We start from the raw sequence: 17,592 nt of genomic DNA on the forward strand, positions 1-17,592 counted from the left end.
ATGTTGATTTGGATCCCACACGTGTCGGCACAGGCGATGTGAAACGGGTGGTGATCACGTCCCGGACCGGCGGTTTCGATATTCTGTCCAGGGCGGGCCTTCACAATCCTCTCTGGTGGCAGGCAAACCCAGTACCGCCCACGGTGCTGCCGGTCCTATCGCAGAGGTCGGTCACAATAGGCTGCGTCAACGCCCCCGTGCTGCGACCATTCGGATTCATGGCCACCCTTGGCCTGATCACGCTCCGGGCACAGTTCCGCTGCAAAACACACAGACCAGTTGTTTTCAACGCCACCTGCGCGAGGCCACGCCCGACGCCGCAGGATAACGCGCGGTCCCAGACCTGATCGAGGCCGGGACGCGGAACAGCGTAGTCGCTGAACTTTTCCAGTCGTGTGTGCAGGCAGAGGCGGTGACATGCCCTGCGTTGTAATGGACCTCATCGCCGGGTCGGTTCTGGCGGTGTGGCCAGATGGAATATCGCTAGGAGCGAGCTCAAACCTGGCAACGGTCACAGTCAGAATGGAACGATGGGTCCGTGGGACATGGCGGACCAGAAGCTTCCCCGTTTCATATCCCACCATTGCCTTGCGGGATTTCCGGCAGGAATGCCGGCCGCATGCCGTGCGGTGCGCTGTCAAATAGATCGCTTTGTCATGAGTGTTCCCGGTTCCGTGGCATTGACGCTCAGGCCGCCCATGAACCGGGCAAAGGCGCTGCTGTCGTTTCAGCGATTGTCATACGTTTCCGCCAGCCCATTGCCCCACGCTGAATCGTTCCATCCTGAACCATTGCGCCAGAAAAATAACGCCACTCAAGACGCGGCGAGCATCGATGCGGATCGCCGTCTGGCTTGGTGGCACAATGCATTCAGGTGCGCGGTTTACAGGGCTGTCAGGCAAAATGATCAGACATCCTAAACACGCGATGTTCAAACGGTGACCAACGCTGCGCGGATTGCCTCAATGCGTCCGACACAGGGCGCATTGGTCCTGTTTATAACGCCATGGTCATTACGATGGATGATACACCGCAAACCTGTCCTCCACTCCTCGCAATGACGTGCCTCGGGCAGCCGGTTCGCGATACGGTAATCGGATTTATCGGGGACGGCACATTCCAACCCGAACAGGCCCGCAACATGATCAGGTGACACGCGACCCGCCTCACGTCGCGCTTTTCAGGCCAATGCCTCCTCCACCCAGCGGTCCGGACCAAGCCGTTGGATGGGCCGTTGCCGCACCGACGTCTTGTCGATGCGTTTCCCGGGCCATGCGGGTCGCGGCCGACAGGCCGTGATCGGTACCGCGCCTGCCCAGCGTCATGTGAACCCATCAACGAACGGCTGTACGAAATGTGCAACCTGCTTTGGACCGGATGCCCGCTGTCGATCCCGCGCCGGCGAATGGCACGCAGAATGCGTGTCGCGCCGCTAGCGACTGTCCAGCCCAAAGCGCAGTCGGGGCTTTCTCTGGCATTGCCCTGACCGATCACCTGCCGAACGCCGCCGATGCTCGTGGGATGGCCGCACAGGATGAAAGGCGCGCTTTGACGCCGCCCGACCCGTGCACTTTGCCAGAGGGCAGCAGTCCACGCATGTGCCGGAACAGGCGGCCATCGCATGTTGCACAACCGCCATCATTTCGTTGCAGGACTGACATCGACAGCAAGCAAAGAAGGGCCCGAACCAAAACGGGGGATTCCACGGTGCAAAAATTTGCCCTTCTGACGTCGGCCATCGCATTGGCAACCGCCATGCCTGCGGTGGCACAGACCACATTCAACCGTCTTGCCGTCTTTGCCACGCCCGACAACATGGCCGAGGGAGAGGACCGATCCCGCCCGACATCGGCCGAGATCATCTCGGCATCCGAGGATGGAAATACCGTCGTCTATTCCGACAGCCCCCTCGGGGTACTGGGCTTTGTCGACATCACCGATCCGGCGGCCCCCGTCCCCTTGGGCAACGTCGCCATGGACGGAGAGCCCACGACCGCCGTGATCATCGGCAACCGCGTGTTCGTCGGGGTGGATACCTCGACCTCGTTTACAGAGCCGTCGGGGCAGTTGCGCGTGCTGGATCTGGAGAGCCATGAGGTTCTGGCATCGTGCGATCTGGGCGGTCAGCCGGATTCGGTCGCCCGCGCCGACGACGGCAGCTTTGTGGCCGTTGCGATCGAAAATCAGCGCGACGAGGATCTGAACGACGGCGCCCTGCCGCAGATGCCCGCCGGTTATGTCGTCAAGCTGGCCGTCACGGACGGCGCCCTGGATTGCGACGGGCAAAGCCGCATCGACATGACGGGTCTGGCCGACATCGGCGCCGATGATCCGGAGCCGGAATATGTCGACATCAACGCAGCAGGAGAGATCGTCGTCACCCTGCAGGAGAACAACCATATCGTCGTGATCGGCGCGGACGGGGCCGTCGCGTCGCATTTCAGCGCCGGCATGGTCAACCTTGACGACATCGACACCCGCGATGACGGTGCCCTGTCCTTTGACGACGCGCTGGCGGACGTTCCCCGCGAACCCGATGCGGTCAAATGGATCGACGCCGATCACTTTGCGACGGCGAACGAAGGCGATTACCAGGGCGGATCGCGCGGCTGGACCATCTTTCACCGGGACGGCACGGTCGTCTTTGATTCAGGCAACAGCTTTGAACATGCGGTGATTCAGGCTGGTCATTATCCCGACACGCGTTCGGACGCCAAGGGGGTCGAACCCGAATCCATCGAGGTGGCAACGTTTGACGGCACGCCCCATGTCTTTGTCGTCTCCGAACGCGGATCGCTGATCGGGGTGTATGACGTCAGCGACGTGACCGCGCCCCGCCTGACGCAGCTGCTGCCGTCGGGGATCAGCCCGGAGGGCATCGTCGCCCTGCCCGCCCGCAACCTGCTGGTCACCGCGAACGAGGCCGATCTGGGCGAGGATGGCGGTGCCCGTGCGCATGTCATGCTGTTCGAGGCGACGGATGAACCCGCACGATATCCGATGATCACGTCAGAGGGCGCGGATACATTGATCGGTTGGGGCGCCCTGTCGGGCCTGGCTGCGGGCGATGCGCCCGGACAGCTGTTCGCGGTGTCGGACAGCGCCTATGGCGCGCAACCGTCGATCTATACCATCGACGCCACGCAAACCCCGGCCCGGATCACCGCCAGAACGGTCGTGACGCGCAACGGCGATCCGGCGCAAAAGCTGGACCTGGAGGGCATCGCACCGGACGGTCAGGGCGGCTTCTGGCTGGCCTCGGAAGGGCGCAGCGATCACCTGATCCCGCATGCGATCTATCACGTGGACGCGCAGGGAGAGATCCAGGGTGAGATCGGCCTGCCCGTCGAACTGCTGGCTCACGAGGTCCGGTACGGGTTCGAGGGCATCGCCCTGCAGGGTGACCGCCTGTGGATGGCCGTCCAGCGTGAATGGGGCGACGATCCCGCCGGACAGGTAAAGCTGGTCTCGTATGACCTGCAAACCGAGGAATGGGGCGCCGTCGCCTATCCGCTGGAACCGGCGGGCGAAGGCTGGATGGGTCTGTCCGAGATCGCCATCGACGGTGACTGGGCCTATGTGATCGAACGCGACAACCTGATCGGCGCTGCCGCCGCGGTCAAGGCACTGTTCCGCGTGCCGCTGTCCGATCTGGACCCCGCCAAATTGGGGGATACCCTGCCGGTGGTGACCAAGGAAAAGGTCCGTGACCTGATCCCCGACCTGCAGGCGCAGAACGGCTATGTCGTCGACAAGGTCGAGGGCTTTGCGATCGACGCGGCCGGAACCGGTTGGGTGGTCACCGACAATGACGGCGTGGACGACAGCTCGGGCGAGACGCTGTTCTGGTCCACTGGCGACATGCGCGCCGCGCAGTGACAAAGGGTGGGTGCGGCATCCGCACCCGCCTGTCGATCTGGGGGTTTGTCAGTCAGCGGGCGGGGGGCGTTTTCCCCCGCCTGTGCAATCTGCGGGAATAACCCCATCGGCATGCATGGCGCGTGCAAGCTGTGCCGAACCATAGCGGCTGTCATGCGTGATATCGCGCACGGCCCATGCTGGGCGGGCAAGGTCGTGCACTTCGTGAGGCAGTTCGACATCGCAGGTCACCAGCCCTTCGAGCGGTCCCATATACTCATCGACCTGCCATACAAGACCAGCCAGACAGACGTCATGGCGTCGCTTTTCCAGCGCGGGCGCCGTTGAAAACTCGGCGATCATCGCCGCGGCATCGTCTGGCGCAAGGTCAAAATGGTACTCGCTCCGCGAGACCCCGGTCCGGTTTCCCTTTATCGTCAACGTCGCCGAACCGTCGCAAATCCGGATGCGAGCCTTGCCCAGGTCGAACCGCGCAATCAGATGATCGCTGATATGGTGGGTTGTGCTGACAAGATCCCGCCAGGCATCGGTTGCGACCAGGAATTTCCGTTCGATTTCTATGCCCAACGTGGCCTCTTTAACTGGTGCCGTCGGGCGGCGGATCTGGTCCCATTAGTTCGTTTCAGCCCGCGCTTCAAGAACAGGCATCGGCTTGACCAGGCATCGCGCATCGCATCGTGCATATAGTCGCGCGTCGGTTGGGTTTACGCATGAGGGCATTGTCTTCGGGCAATCACCCGTGACAGCCGAATTGCAATCGCTGCGGGCCGCGCATTAACGATATGGAAAATGTATGTCGGTACAGTCTGGCAAGACCTGCCCAAGGACATGCCAATGACAACTTTCAGCATTCGCGGCGACCAGCTGCTCGTTAACCCATCCGTCGGAACCAACTCTTCCCAAGGCACCGCGACAGTGCAGCGTGGCACCCTGGTATGGACCAAGGACCACCGGATCGAGATTACGGCCATCAACGACACCGGGTCAGAGCTGACAGGCAAAAGCGCTATCACCAACATCAAGGTTTACGACGCGTCGGGCAAGCTGATCGCGGAATACAACCCGATGAACCCGGGCCAGACTGCCGGCATCCAAAGTGATATTTCCGGGCTGGGCGATGACTATGCACGGATCAATACCTCGGTGATGAAAGCCTCTTCGGGGGCGCCCCAGCTTGGGCAAATCATAATCACGAACGGTACGAACTCGTTCACGACGCTGCCGCAGACCTTTCCAGTTGGAAATGGTGCCTACGACATCGCCCCGGTACCCTTAAAGCAGGGCGTGCCGCCTTGCTTTGGGCCCGATGTGCTTGTCGATGTCACCCGTGCAGGCGTGATCCCAGTGCGGGAGGTGCAGGTGGGCGATTCGATCCTGACGGCAGGCGGTCGCCAGCCCGTCATTTGGAAGGGCCACCGGCATTGTTCCGGCCAGACCGCTCAGGACTGGCCCGTTGACCTGAACGGAGAGCTTTTTTCGCCCCTGCACCGGATTTTCTGGCATGGACGCTGGGCCAAGGCCAAGCACCTTGCCGAAGCTGGGCGGGCCACGCTGCAGATCGATCACGGCGAGATCCAGTATCACCACATTCTGCTTCCGGTGCACTCCGTCATCCTGACGGCGCATAACCGCGTCGAAAGCCTGCTGATGACGCCCTATTCGCTTAGCCTCTGGGATCATCTGTCCGACCTCGGCACGTTTGATGGTGCGTCAGTATCTCTCACCCACGATGAATGGCCGCGGGGCGATCTTTTGCGGCATGAAAGGCGGGCCGGGCCTTCAGTCAGCGCCAAGAAGAATGGAAGACAGATCACGGCACATTAACCGCGAAGACTGGCCCACCCTTGCGCGACGAAAACGAGCGGATGAGGCGACACGGCTTTGCTCCCCGGCCTTGGCCCGCCGGATGCCGGAGTTTTCCAGCTTGGTCATAGCGACCGGCTGGCTGCGCCGCTGGCATGACGCACGACAATCGGGACGTTGCATCCGATCGCGCTGTGGGGTCGCGCCTCATTGTAATGCCTACGACTGGTCTCCAGTTTTTTCTGCGCGCCCGCACGGCTCATGATGTTGCCATTGTCGCGCCACTGCTCCGAGCGACAATGGCGACGCGCGTTCAGGCACTCCGACCTGAGCTTGGCGTTGAACGCCTCAATGAAGCCATTGTCAGTGGGCTTGCCAATGCGTGAGAAGTCCAGGGCGATATCGTTGTCGTAGGCCCACAGGTCTAGATCGGGAAATATAAATTCGCTGCCATTGTCGACCCGGATCGTTCTTGGATAGCCGACCTGTACACAGACCGTACCAGGGACCGGACCAGGCACCGGACCACATCCTCGCTGCGGCAGGTGAAGCGCGGGTCGGCCACTGGACAGAAACGCGGATGCGTGTCGACGATCGACAGTATCCTCAATTTATTGCCCAAGGCCAACTGGTCATGAAAATTCGCCAGGAAAAAAGTCCTCCGGACTGTTTTTTGGCCCGGCTCATTCCATGGCCCAGGCATCATTCGGCCCGACAACCCACTGGTGATCGTCTCGCAGTTTGGCCTTCACCCGCCATTTCGGGTTCTTGCTCCTCCGCTTCAGACCTAAATAATTGTAAAAATTTCTAATTTTCTTGATGTCCACCTGCCAGCTCGCCCGTCGCAGCAAGATATGGACACGCCTATAGTCGTAGCGCACCCGCGTTTCGCAGATCTCCCAGATCCGTGTCTCAACAGCTGCCTGATCCGTGCCCCGGGACTTGTAGCGGAACGTGGAGGTGTCAAACCGCAATGCCCCTCAAGCGCTGCGTATCGACGCGCCCCGATCGATGCACATCCCGCGAACGAGTTCGCGCATCGGGCCAAGGTGAGCCAGCAGGCGCCACCGGTTCAATCCGGCTGGCGAATGAGCTTTCGCCGGATGACGTCCTGCAGCATTTCCCGATCCAAAGTCAGGTCGGCGACGATCTTTTTCAGGCGACCGCTCTTGTCCTCAAGCGCCTTCAGCCGACGCATCTCATCAGGCAGCAGCCCGCCATACCGCCTCTTTCAGTTGAAGCAGGTCGCCTGGCTGATCCCCGCCTTGCGGCAGATCTCTGCCACAGACGTGCCTTCTTCGCCTTACCTTTGGATGAACGCCTTCTGCCCCTCCGAGCACCTTGATGCTTGCATCGTCTTCAGCTCCTCTCCCAGCCAAGGAAAGTTGGCCGAAATCTCCAGCTTCGAACGGGCCAGTTCTCAGCGGGCAGAGCACACCGTGACTGAACAACTCTCATATAAAATAAAGTCCACCGACAATAACCAAAGCAAGAAATGTTGTTTCGGCGACGATAAGCGTGATAGCACCGGATCCGACCTCGACCATGCGCCCAAGTGAGGTCTTGATGCCCACAGCGGCAATCGCGATAAGCAGCGCCCATCGCGATAACGATCCGGCCGCATCGGCCACACCCGGTGGGATGAGACCGGCCGAGTTAAGAGCTGCCAGAGCCAGAAAGCCGATGACAAAACCCGGCAGCAGGGGCGGATTTTTCCCGCCGGACACGTCATCCGGTCCGAACCGCCTTATCGCCAGCGAGAAGCACAGCACCACCGGCGCCAACATTGAAACACGGATCAGCTTGACCAAGGTCGCGGCCTCTCCGGTTTCCGGACCGATCGAAAAGCCTGCGCCTACGACCTGGGCCACATCATGGATCGTGCCGCCCAGAAAGATTCCGGAACTGCGCGGGGTGAAGTGAAGCCAACCTGCAAGCATCGGATAGACGACCATTGCCACGGTCGACAGCACCGTCACCGAGAGTACGGTGAAGACCAGGTCGCGCTCGGACTTTTCGTGCTTGGGCAGCACGGCGGCGATTGCCATGGCGGCGGATGCACCGCAAATTGCCACCGCCCCCCCGGTCAGCAACGCAAATCTCCAGTCGTGTCCGAAAACGCGGCTGACCAGCAGCGCGAAACAGATGGTCAGGACCACACCGCCAATGACCAGCGCGATGGCGGGCCCACCCAATTGGGCCAGCATGTCGATGCTGATCCTTGCGCCCAACAGCGCCACGCCAAGACGCAGCACGCTGCGCGCGGTGAACGCGATGCCGGGGGCGGTTCGCGTCCCTGCCTCGGCCAGAAAGTTCAGCGCCAGCCCTAGAAGCAGCGCCAGCAGCATTGCAGGCGCGCCGTAATGCTCTGACAGAAATTGCGCGGTCGTGGCGACAAGCGCCGCCACGGCAAAACCCGGCAACATCGGTTTCAACGCCTGCACATAGGCAAGGCTGGTGGCGACCGGTTTCATCCGGATGGTCCCTGGGGCCGGCATCAGGAGCGGATCAGCGCTGTGCGATCCGCATGTTGCGATCCACCGAACTTCTCCAGCCGGATATCTGCCGTCCGGGCATGGCCCTCCATCCCCTCGAGACGCGAGATGCGGGCCGTCGCTTCGGCCAGCGGCGCCACCGCACCTGGCAAGGCGCGCTGCCATGTGACGAGCTTCATGTATTTGTGGACCGACAGGCCGCCTGTATAGCGGGCCGCGCCAGAGGTCGGCAGAACGTGGTTCGTGCCCGACGCCTTGTCGCCAAAGGCGACCGTCGTCTCTTCGCCCAGAAACAGCGACCCGTAACAGGACAGGCGTTTCAGCCACCATTCCAGATCGGCTGCCTGCACATGCAGGTGTTCAGGCGCCATCCGGTCGGACAACGCTGCCATGTCTTCGCGGGTGTCGCACAAGAACACCTCGGCATAGTCGCGCCACGCGGCCGCGGCATTCTGACCGTTCATCTGGGGCAAGGTCGCGATCAATTCGGGAACGCGGGACATGACACGTTCGGCCAAAGCGCGGTCATCGGTGATCAGCCACACGGGCGAATTATAGCCATGCTCGGCCTGCCCGACCAGATCCCACGCGACGAATTCGGGATCCGCGGTCGTGTCGGCGATGATCAGGCTGTCTGTCGGGCCTGCGAACATGTCGATCCCGACCCGCCCGAACAGGATGCGTTTGGCCTCGGCGACGAACTGGTTGCCCGGACCGACCAGAATATCCGCCTTGGGCAGTCCGAACAGGCCGTTGGCCATCGCGGCCACACCCTGAACGCCGCCCATGGCCAGAATATGGTCGGCGCCACACAGATCGGCGGTATAGGCGATGGCAGGATGCACGCCCTTGCCTTTTTGCGGCGGTGAACAGGCCACGATATTGCGGCAGCCCGCGACCTTGGCCGTGGTTACCGTCATCAGCGCCGAGGCGACATGCGCGTAACGCCCACCCGGGACGTAACATCCTGCGGTATTGCAGGGGATGGCGCGCTGGCCTGCGAACAGGCCCGGGCGCACCTCGATTTCGAAATCGCCGATCGTGGCCTTTTGCGCCTCGGCAAAGGCGCGAATATTGTCATAGGCATAGCGGATGTCATCCTTGAGCTGCGGATCGACCTGACTGGCAGCCTCGTCGATGTCGTCGCGGGTCAGGACCAGGTTGCCGGAATAGCCGTCGAACCGTTCGGCATATTTCCGGGCAGCGTCATCGCCATTCGCCTCGATATCGGCCAGGATGTCGCGGACAGTCTGCTCCACATCGGGCGCGTCGCTTTCGCTTTTATGCGAGGCTGTCTTAAGCTGGGTCACGCCCATCGTGTGTTCCTTCCATTCGAAATACCATGAGGCATGGCGCAGGTGCGTCGTGGCGATGCGCCGGTCATCTGGCGAAATCCAGCATCGCCTGAACCAGCACGTCCAGTGTGTCGATGATCCGGGCGTGGTCCGCCGCAGCATCCGCGATCAGCGAAAACTCGGTGCAGGCCACCAGCTGCAGGCTGGCCCCTTTTGCGGCGATATCGCGCGCGGCATCAGCCAGCGCATCGCGGGCCGCCACGGATGGACCGCCTTGTTTGATGCCGCGGATCGCCGACAACAGGGCGTCCTGATCCGCGGCATAGACCGCCTCGCATCCATGACGGGCCAAGGCCCGGTCAAAGATTCCCACCTGCTGCAAGGCCGGAGAGCCGAGGATGCCGACCAGACCGCCCTGCCCGACCTGTTGGGCAGCCTGTGCAACTGCCATTTCCACCATATCCAGCAAGGGGATCGTCACCGCGTCGCGAATGACCGGGGCGTAGTGATGCGCGGTGTTGCAGGGCATCGCCAGCGCCTGCGCGCCCGATTGCTGCAGGCCGGCGGCCATGGCTGCCAGCACCGGGCCAGGATCCTCGCCTCGTCCCTCGATCAGCCGGGCTATGCGCGATGGGATCTGCGGGTTCATGTCCACCATCAGCGGCAGGTGATCTGCGTCGTCCGTGGCAGGCGTCGCCGCAATCACGCGCGACATCAGCAGAACCGTTGCTTCGGGTCCCATGCCGCCCAGAACGCCGATACGGCGCGGAGCGACGCTCATGACGCCTCGCTTGGTGCAAGGGCGTTGGCGCAGGCGACGATGATATGTCCGATCTGTCGGCAATCGTCGGTGCTGAAGGTCAGCGGCAGCCGCATGTCGAACAGTCCCGCCAGCACGGCATCCGTGCGCGGTAGCGATTGCGGGTCGACATAGCGCCAGCTTGGATGCGCCGAGGTAAAGCCGACCGGGTCAACCGCGCCGAACCACTTCAGCTCGACCCCCAGCTCGGCTGCATCCGCTACAAATCGCGTCGCATCCTGCGGCGCAATCCCGGGCAGGCGGAACTGGATCGAGCTGCCGACAAAGGTTTCCTGCGCAGGCCGTGCGGGCAACGCGATCCGGGAACAGCCGGCAAGCACGGCTTCGGTTGCGTGATAGCGTTCGTTCCACCGGTCGATCGCATCCTCGATCCGTGCCAATTGTGGACGCAGCAGGGCGGCACGCAGATTGTCCATCCGCGCCGAGGTGTTGGGCATGTCCAGACGCGCATTCCGGAAATGCGCCTCTGACGGTGCGGCGCCATGCCGGGCATACAGCATATACGACCCGGACAGGATGATGGCACGGGCCATGAAATCGGCGTCGTCCGATACCAACAGGCCACCTTCGCCCGAATTCAGATGTTTGTAGGTCTGGGAACTGAATGCCCCGGCCAGCCCAAAAGAGCCGCTGCGCCGTCCGTTCCATTTGGCCCCCATCGTATGGGCGCAATCCTCGATCAGCGGCACCCCGGCGTCGGCACAAATGGCCGTCAGTCGGTCCATGTCGCAGAGATGGCCCCGCATATGCGAGGCCATGACGGCCGCCGGACGATGCCTGGCGATCTTGGCGGACAGATCGTCCAGATCCATCCGAAGGTCTTTTGTGATCTCGACCAGAACCGGGCGCGCGCCGACGGCCACGATCGCGCCGGGCACCGGCGCAAGCGTAAAGGCATTGGTCAGCACCACGTCGCCGACACCGATCCCTGCGGCGCGCATGGCGATCCGCAGGGCTGCACCGCCCGAACTGCAAGCCAGCGCATAAGCGCTGCCTTGCCAATGAGCGACTTCGCGTTCCAGCGCGGAAACATGCGATTCCTCGCCGGGCGCGACGTTGTAGCGGTGAAGCCGACCCGAGCGCATCACCTCGATTGCCGCCTCGATGCCGTCCTCGGGGATCGGTTCCTGCTGCGTAAAGCTTTTGGTAAAGCGGGCAATCGTCATGGATCAGGCCGCCTTGCTGGAAACGCGCCGGTCGGAAAAGTCAAAGGCCGCGTCATAGCCGAACAGCGCAGCCGCGCCGCCGGTATGCAGGAACACGACCCGCTCACCTTTCTTGAAGTGACCCTTGCGGATCAGATCGATCAGGCCGGCCGCGCCCTTGGCCGAATAGACCGGGTCCAGCAGGATGCCTTCCAGCTGTGCGAACATGGCAATGGCCTCCATCCCGCTCTCGGTGGGAATGCCATAGCCGCCGCCGACATAGTCGCAGTTCGCAACCACATCGCCGCGCTGAACCACGTCCGGTGCGCCGATCTTCAGGGCCGTGGCCTGTGCCAGCTTGAAAACGTTTTCTTCCTGCTTGTCCTTGGGCGCGCGCACCCCCACACCCAACAGCGGAACCTGCGCATTGATCGCCTTTAGCCCGACGATCAGTCCGGCCTGCGTGCCCGCACTGCCCGTCGCGTGAACCAGATGGTCGATGACCAGACCGCGATCATTGGCCTGCCCGATCAGCTCATACGCGCAGTTCACGTAACCAAGCGCGCCGGTGGGGTTCGACCCGCCGCCCGGAATGGTATAGACGGTACGGCCCTCGGCGCGGATGCGGTCGGCGGCGCGCTCCATCTCGGCGTTCATGTCCAGACCGCCCTGACAGACCTCGGTCGTGGCACCATGCAGGTGATCCAGCAAGACGTTGCCGTTGGTGTTGTAGTTGCGGTCATTGCTGCCGGTGCGATCCTCCAACAGGATATGGCAGGCAAATCCCATCTTGGCGGCAAAGGCGGCCGTCTGGCGGGCGTGGTTGGATTGGGTCGCGCCCTGGGTCATCACCACATCAGCGCCCTGCGCCTCGGCCTCGGCCATCAGGAATTCCAGCTTGCGGGTCTTGTTGCCGCCGGTCGACATACCGGTGCAATCGTCGCGCTTGATCCAGATTTCCGGCCCGCCCAGTTCCGCAGTCAACCGGTCCATACGCTCCAGAGGTGTCGGCAGATGGGCCAGGAACTTGCGGGGAAAACGAGAGAGCATCATGGGGCTATTTCCTTTGATATAAGTCTGGATGTGCGCGGACGGGCGATGCCGCCGCGCGGGAACAGTTGGGTCAGCTGCGGCCCTTCCACGGGACCAGCTTGCGTTCGGCAAGGCGCATCAGAACATCGATCCCGTAACCGATGATGCCGATCAGGATGATCCCCATCAGCACGATGTCGGTCAGCTGGAACTTGGAGGCCGCGATGATCATCATTCCGGCGCCCATTTGTGCGGCGACCAGTTCGGCGGCGACCACGGTACCCCAGCAGACGCCCATGGCCACACGTGCGCCGGTAAAGATTTCGGGCAGAGAGTTCGGCCCGATCACATGGCGCATGATCTGCCATTTCGATGCCCCGAGAGAATAGGCGGCATGAACCTTGGTGATATTCACACCCGACACGCCGGCACGCGCAGCGATGGTCATGATCCACAGCGCAGCCAGGAACAGCAGGACGATCTTGCCGGTTTCCCAGATGCCGAACCAGATGATGACCAGCGGGATCAGGGCCAATGGCGGCACCGGGCGCATGAATTCGACGATCGGATCGAACCAACCGCGGAACCAGCCCGACAGGCCCATGGCATAGCCCAAGGGAATTCCGACCAGCGACCCCAAAGCAAAGCCTGCCAACACCCGCATCAGCGACGCGCCCAGATGCTCCCACAAGGTAAAGTTCTGATATCCGGTCTGCGCGATTTCGGCAAAGCGCGCCGCCACCGCCTCGGGTGAGGGCAGCCAGATCGGCTCCATCTGCAGACCCTGATCGGCGGAAAACGACAGCGTCCCCTTGGCGGTCATCGAGACCGTGCCATTCGCAACGCGCAGCTGGCCCCCGGGCGCGATGGGCGATCCGTCGATGGTATCTGCCTGCGCGCCATCCGGCAAGGGGATCAGCTGATCGCGGCCCCGCGGCACGTTGGCCACGACCGCGTCATCGCCGACAGCGTCCGTCGGGGGGGTGACGCCGGCATAAACCAGCACCTCGCCCGACTGCATCTGCCCTGCAGCGTCCGTCGTCTGATAGGTGAACGTGGTTTCGCCGATGAACGGCCCCGGCACGTGAAAGGGTACCAGCCGGGACCCGGTAAATGCACCCCACAACAGGAACACCACCAGGATCGAGATGATGGATGCCGCACGGTCAGGCCGGATGGCGCTTTCGTCACCGAATGTCACCGTCTTCAGGCTGGTGAAATCGTTGCGTGGCCGGGTGCGATGCCGGACAAAGCCGACCACGACCGCGGCACCGGCAAACAGCGCCACATAGACAAGAAGGATCACGATACCGGTCATGCCACATCTCCCTGACGACCCATGATTTCTTCTTCCATGTTCCAGATCATCGACAGGATCTCTTCGCGCATCGCCGTGAACGCGGGCTGTTTCTTGACCTCGCGCAGGTCCTGACCCACGCCCTGTTCAGCAAAGGGAAGATTGTATTCCTTGTAGATCCGGCCCGGACGTGGCGCCATGACGACCAACCTTTCGCCCAGCAACAGCGCCTCTTCGACCGAATGGGTGATCAGGATCACGGTCTTGCCGGTCTCCTTCCACAGGTTCAGGACCATCGCCTGCATCTTTTCCCGCGTCAGCGCATCCAGCGCCCCCAACGGCTCATCCATCAGGATGACATCGGGATCGTTGGCCAGACAGCGTGCCAGCGCGACGCGCTGCTGCATGCCCCCGGACAATTCATAGATCGCCTTGTCGCGGAAATCCTTGAGACCCACGACGTCGATCAGATGATCGACCTGCGAACCGTATTGAGACTCTCGCTGCCCAGCCATGCGCGGACCGAACGAGACATTGTCACGCACGTTCATCCATTCGAACAACGCGCCTTTCTGGAACACCACGCCGCGTTCGGCATCCGGCCCTGTGACCTGATGGCCGTTCAGCGTGACGGTTCCCGCGGTGGGGGCAAGAAACCCCGCCACGATGTTCAGCAACGTGGATTTCCCGCAGCCTGACGGCCCCAGAACAGACATCAGCTGTCCCGGCTGCAGATCCAGGGAGACATCCTCCAATGCCTGCACGTGCGATCCGTTGGCCAGATCAAACCGCATCGAAATATTGTTCAACTTCAGACCGGACATGGCACTGTCTCCTTGCGCGGGGCGGGAAGGCGCCGGGCGCCCTCCCCCGACATCAGCGGCTGGCGGCATCGACAAGCGGCGCGGTGTCGATCAGCGCGCCATAGGACGGCAGGACCGAGGGAACTGTGCCGATATCGTTGAAAAAGCCTGCCGCGCCGTCGATATACGTCCCGACGCGCTCACCCAGCCATGCATCCGACAACAGTTGGTCGACGGACAGAAAGACGAAATCGTCGATCGTGTCGGCTGCAACCGACTGTTCCATCCCCGCGTCCTGCGCGATCACGGGCAGCATTTCCTCACGCTGCTCGCCCGCATTCCATGCGGCATTCACCTGCGCCGTGACGGTGACGAAATCGGCCAGAAGCTGCGGCTGCTCGGCGGCAAAGGTTCCGGTCGTCGTGATCAGGTCAAAGGACAGGATCCCGATCTCTTCCTTTTCGGCACCGGTCAACAGGACATTGCCGAATTCCTGCATCCGCGCCAATGCGCCACCCCATCCGCAGGCCATGTCCACGCTGCCCTGCGACAGTGCGGCAGCACCCTCGGCGGGGGCCATGTCCACGATCGACATGGTTGTCGTATCGACCTCCAGGTGGTCCATCAGCTGCAGGAATGTATATTGCGCACCAGTGCCCATCGGCACGGCGACGCGCTTGCCCTCCAGCTCTGCGGCGCTGTCCTTGTCGATCTCCAGACCTGCGGCCACGACACAGTTCTCGTTCTCGGCATAAGAGGCCGCGATGTCGACGATCTTCAGGTCCTGACCGGCCGACGTCGCCGCGATAAAGGGCAGCACCCCTTGGCTGATGGCCAGCTGAACGTCACCGGCAGCCATCGCCGCCGACATCGCGGTTCCGGAATCAAAGGCGACCCAGTTGACCGTGGTGCCCAGCTGTTCGTCATACATGCCCTGCGCCTTTGCGAACTGGAACGGCATCGGCCATTCCTGGAAATACGCAACGGTCATTTGTTCCTGGGACAATGCGGGCGACGCTGCCCCGATCGCGGCAAGAGCAAAGATAACAGTACCCAGATGATGTGTCATGTGCAGCTCCTTGTTGGTTGAGGCGCGTCATGCAGCCCCAGGGGGATCCATCGGTTAGCCCGATGTGATTGTGGTTGGTAACGTGTCAGCCCATGCGTTCGCTTGAGAATGACCCCGGAGACGCCGGAAAGACGACGGTCTTGTTGCCGTTCTGAAAGACGCGGTGGGTCGCGTGGGCGTGGATGGCGCGGGCCAGCACTTGGCTTTCCACGTCGCGCCCAAGCGAGACGTAATCCTCGGCGGATTGCGCATGTGTGACGCGAATGGCGTCCTGTTCGATGATCGGTCCCTCATCCAGATCGGCGGTCACATAGTGACTCGTCGCACCGATCAGTTTGACACCCCGCTCATAGGCCTGCCGATAGGGGTTGGCACCCTTGAAGCTGGGCAGGAAACTGTGGTGGATATTGATGATCCGACCCGACATCTTCTGGCACATCTGATCCGACAGGATCTGCATGTAGCGCGCCAGGATGACCAGTTCGGCGCCGCAATCCTCGACGACCGCCATGATGCGCGCCTCGGCCTCGGGTTTGTTTTCCTTGGTGACCTTGATGCAGTGGAACGGGATGTCGTGGTTCACGACGACCTTCTGGTAATCCATGTGGTTGCTGACCACGGCCACGATCTCGATCGGCAACGATCCGATCCGCCAGCGATACAGAAGGTCGTTCAGACAATGCCCAAAGCGGCTGACCATGATCACGACCCGCATTTTCCGGGCCTCGTCATGGAACTCATAATTCATGCCACAGCCCTTGGCGATCTCGGCAAAGCCTTCGCTCAGCTTCTCCATTGTCGCCCCGGTTTCCGAGGCAAAGCTGACGCGCATGAAGAACCGCCCGGTCTGCGGATCGTCGAACTGAGAGCTGGCGGTGATGTTGCACCCCTGATCGGCCAGATAGTTGGCGATGGCGGCGACGATACCGCGCGTCGATGCGCATGACACTGTCAGGCACAATTTGGTCCCTGAAACCTTCGCCCCGTCGGTGGCCGCGGCTGCGTCCCGGTTCGTTTTCCTGTCCAGCATGTCAGGCATCCCTCTGTGAGGCGGTCAGATCGGCAGGTTCGGGCAACCCGTTGGCCCGGCAACAGGCGGTCACCGTATTGGCCAGCAGACAGGCAATGGTCATGGGTCCGACGCCGCCCGGCACCGGCGTGATTGCGCCCGCGACCCGGGCTGCGGTGTCAAAATCGACATCTCCGACCAGGCGGGTGCGGTCCCCGTCGCTGATCCGGTTGATGCCGACATCGATCACGGTGGCGCCCGGCTTGATCCAGTCGCCCTGGATCATCCGCGGCCGACCGACCGCAGCCACCAGAATATCGGCGCTGCGGCAGACCGCCGGCAGATCCCTGGTCCGGCTGTGTGCGATGGTCACGGTGCAGCTTTCGCCCAGCAAAAGCTGCGCCATCGGTTTGCCCACGATATTGCTGCGTCCGACCACCACCGCGTTCAGCCCGGACAGATCGCCCAGCCTGTCGCGCAGCATCAGCAGACATCCCAGAGGTGTGCAGGGTACCATGGATTTCTGCCCGGTCGCCAACAAACCCACATTCAGGACATGAAAGCCGTCCACATCCTTGGACGGATCAATGGCATTGATGACGGCCCCGGCGTCCAGATGCGCGGGCAGCGGCAGCTGGACCAGGATACCATGCACCGCAGCATCGGCATTCAACTGCGCGATCAGGGCCATCAGGTCGTCCTGACTGGTGGTGTCAGGCAGCCGATGTTCAAAGCCCGTCATCCCGGCTTCGCGGGTCTGAATGCCCTTGTTGCGGACATAAACCTCTGACGCCGGGTCGGCGCCCACCAGCACGACGGCCAGGCCTGGCGTGATGTCGTGATCGGCCTTCAGTCGCGCGACATGCGTGGCCACGCGGCGGCGCAGATCGGCCGCGAATGCCTTGCCGTCAATCACGCTGGTGCAATCCTGCATGGCGGCGTTCA

The 17,592-nt window shown here is 62.2% G+C and carries 14 protein-coding genes and 1 pseudogene; 3 read left to right on the forward strand and 12 right to left on the reverse strand.

Annotated elements, in window-relative coordinates; all coding sequences use genetic code 11:
• The first annotated feature begins 545 nt into the window (after window positions 1-545).
• Both ACJJVR_RS00090 and ACJJVR_RS00095 read left to right on the forward strand, forming a co-directional pair.
• On the forward strand, window positions 546-920 hold the full coding sequence (locus ACJJVR_RS00090; protein ID WP_405401218.1) for a hypothetical protein: 375 nt from the start codon (window positions 546-548) through the stop codon (window positions 918-920).
• A gap of 835 nt (window positions 921-1,755) precedes the next feature.
• On the forward strand, window positions 1,756-3,879 hold the full coding sequence (locus tag ACJJVR_RS00095; protein WP_405401279.1) for an esterase-like activity of phytase family protein: 2,124 nt from the start codon (window positions 1,756-1,758) through the stop codon (window positions 3,877-3,879).
• Between the two features lie 48 nt (window positions 3,880-3,927).
• Here the strand turns inward: ACJJVR_RS00095 and ACJJVR_RS00100 are convergent, their stop codons facing one another.
• Window positions 3,928-4,446, reverse strand: a complete 519-nt coding sequence (locus ACJJVR_RS00100; protein WP_405401220.1) for a CYTH domain-containing protein — start codon at window positions 4,444-4,446, stop codon at window positions 3,928-3,930.
• A 267-nt stretch (window positions 4,447-4,713) separates the two neighbouring features.
• Between ACJJVR_RS00100 and ACJJVR_RS00105 the strand changes: the two genes are divergently transcribed.
• Window positions 4,714-5,703: a Hint domain-containing protein gene (locus ACJJVR_RS00105; RefSeq protein WP_405401221.1), complete on the forward strand. Its 990-nt coding sequence runs from the start codon at window positions 4,714-4,716 to the stop codon at window positions 5,701-5,703.
• A gap of 104 nt (window positions 5,704-5,807) precedes the next feature.
• Here ACJJVR_RS00105 and ACJJVR_RS00110 read toward each other — a convergent pair.
• From ACJJVR_RS00110 to folD, 11 genes and pseudogenes are all read right to left on the reverse strand, one after another.
• Window positions 5,808-7,036, reverse strand: a pseudogene (locus ACJJVR_RS00110) (integrase core domain-containing protein).
• Between the two features lie 100 nt (window positions 7,037-7,136).
• A complete protein-coding gene (locus ACJJVR_RS00115) occupies window positions 7,137-8,156 on the reverse strand; it encodes a YeiH family protein (protein ID WP_405401223.1) in 1,020 nt (339 codons plus the stop codon).
• Between the two features lie 23 nt (window positions 8,157-8,179).
• Window positions 8,180-9,493, reverse strand: coding sequence for a histidinol dehydrogenase (hisD, locus tag ACJJVR_RS00120; protein WP_405401225.1), 1,314 nt, complete (start codon window positions 9,491-9,493; stop codon window positions 8,180-8,182).
• Window positions 9,494-9,557: 64 nt separating this feature from the next.
• Complete coding sequence (locus ACJJVR_RS00125; RefSeq protein ID WP_405401227.1) at window positions 9,558-10,253, reverse strand: aspartate/glutamate racemase family protein; 696 nt, start codon at window positions 10,251-10,253, stop codon at window positions 9,558-9,560.
• Complete coding sequence (locus ACJJVR_RS00130; protein ID WP_405401229.1) at window positions 10,250-11,458, reverse strand: DegT/DnrJ/EryC1/StrS family aminotransferase; 1,209 nt, start codon at window positions 11,456-11,458, stop codon at window positions 10,250-10,252. Before ACJJVR_RS00130 ends, ACJJVR_RS00125 begins: the two co-directional genes overlap by 4 nt.
• A gap of 3 nt (window positions 11,459-11,461) precedes the next feature.
• Window positions 11,462-12,490 carry a D-cysteine desulfhydrase gene (locus ACJJVR_RS00135; RefSeq protein ID WP_405401231.1) on the reverse strand — a complete coding sequence of 343 codons (1,029 nt, stop codon included), beginning with the start codon at window positions 12,488-12,490 and terminating at the stop codon, window positions 11,462-11,464.
• A gap of 70 nt (window positions 12,491-12,560) precedes the next feature.
• Window positions 12,561-13,778 carry an ABC transporter permease gene (locus ACJJVR_RS00140; RefSeq protein ID WP_405401280.1) on the reverse strand — a complete coding sequence of 406 codons (1,218 nt, stop codon included), beginning with the start codon at window positions 13,776-13,778 and terminating at the stop codon, window positions 12,561-12,563.
• 5 nt (window positions 13,779-13,783) lie between these two features.
• On the reverse strand, window positions 13,784-14,590 hold the full coding sequence (locus ACJJVR_RS00145) for a taurine ABC transporter ATP-binding protein (RefSeq protein ID WP_405401233.1): 807 nt from the start codon (window positions 14,588-14,590) through the stop codon (window positions 13,784-13,786).
• 52 nt (window positions 14,591-14,642) lie between these two features.
• Window positions 14,643-15,638, reverse strand: a complete 996-nt coding sequence (locus ACJJVR_RS00150) for an ABC transporter substrate-binding protein (protein WP_405401235.1) — start codon at window positions 15,636-15,638, stop codon at window positions 14,643-14,645.
• Between the two features lie 85 nt (window positions 15,639-15,723).
• Window positions 15,724-16,668 carry a formyltetrahydrofolate deformylase gene (gene purU, locus ACJJVR_RS00155; RefSeq protein ID WP_405401237.1) on the reverse strand — a complete coding sequence of 315 codons (945 nt, stop codon included), beginning with the start codon at window positions 16,666-16,668 and terminating at the stop codon, window positions 15,724-15,726.
• A 1-nt stretch (window position 16,669) separates the two neighbouring features.
• Window positions 16,670-17,581, reverse strand: coding sequence for a bifunctional methylenetetrahydrofolate dehydrogenase/methenyltetrahydrofolate cyclohydrolase FolD (gene folD / locus ACJJVR_RS00160; RefSeq protein ID WP_405401239.1), 912 nt, complete (start codon window positions 17,579-17,581; stop codon window positions 16,670-16,672).
• Window positions 17,582-17,592 lie beyond the last annotated feature (11 nt).

The organism is Paracoccus sp. Ld10, from assembly GCF_045064235.1.
In the GTDB taxonomy this organism is placed as follows: domain Bacteria; phylum Pseudomonadota; class Alphaproteobacteria; order Rhodobacterales; family Rhodobacteraceae; genus Paracoccus.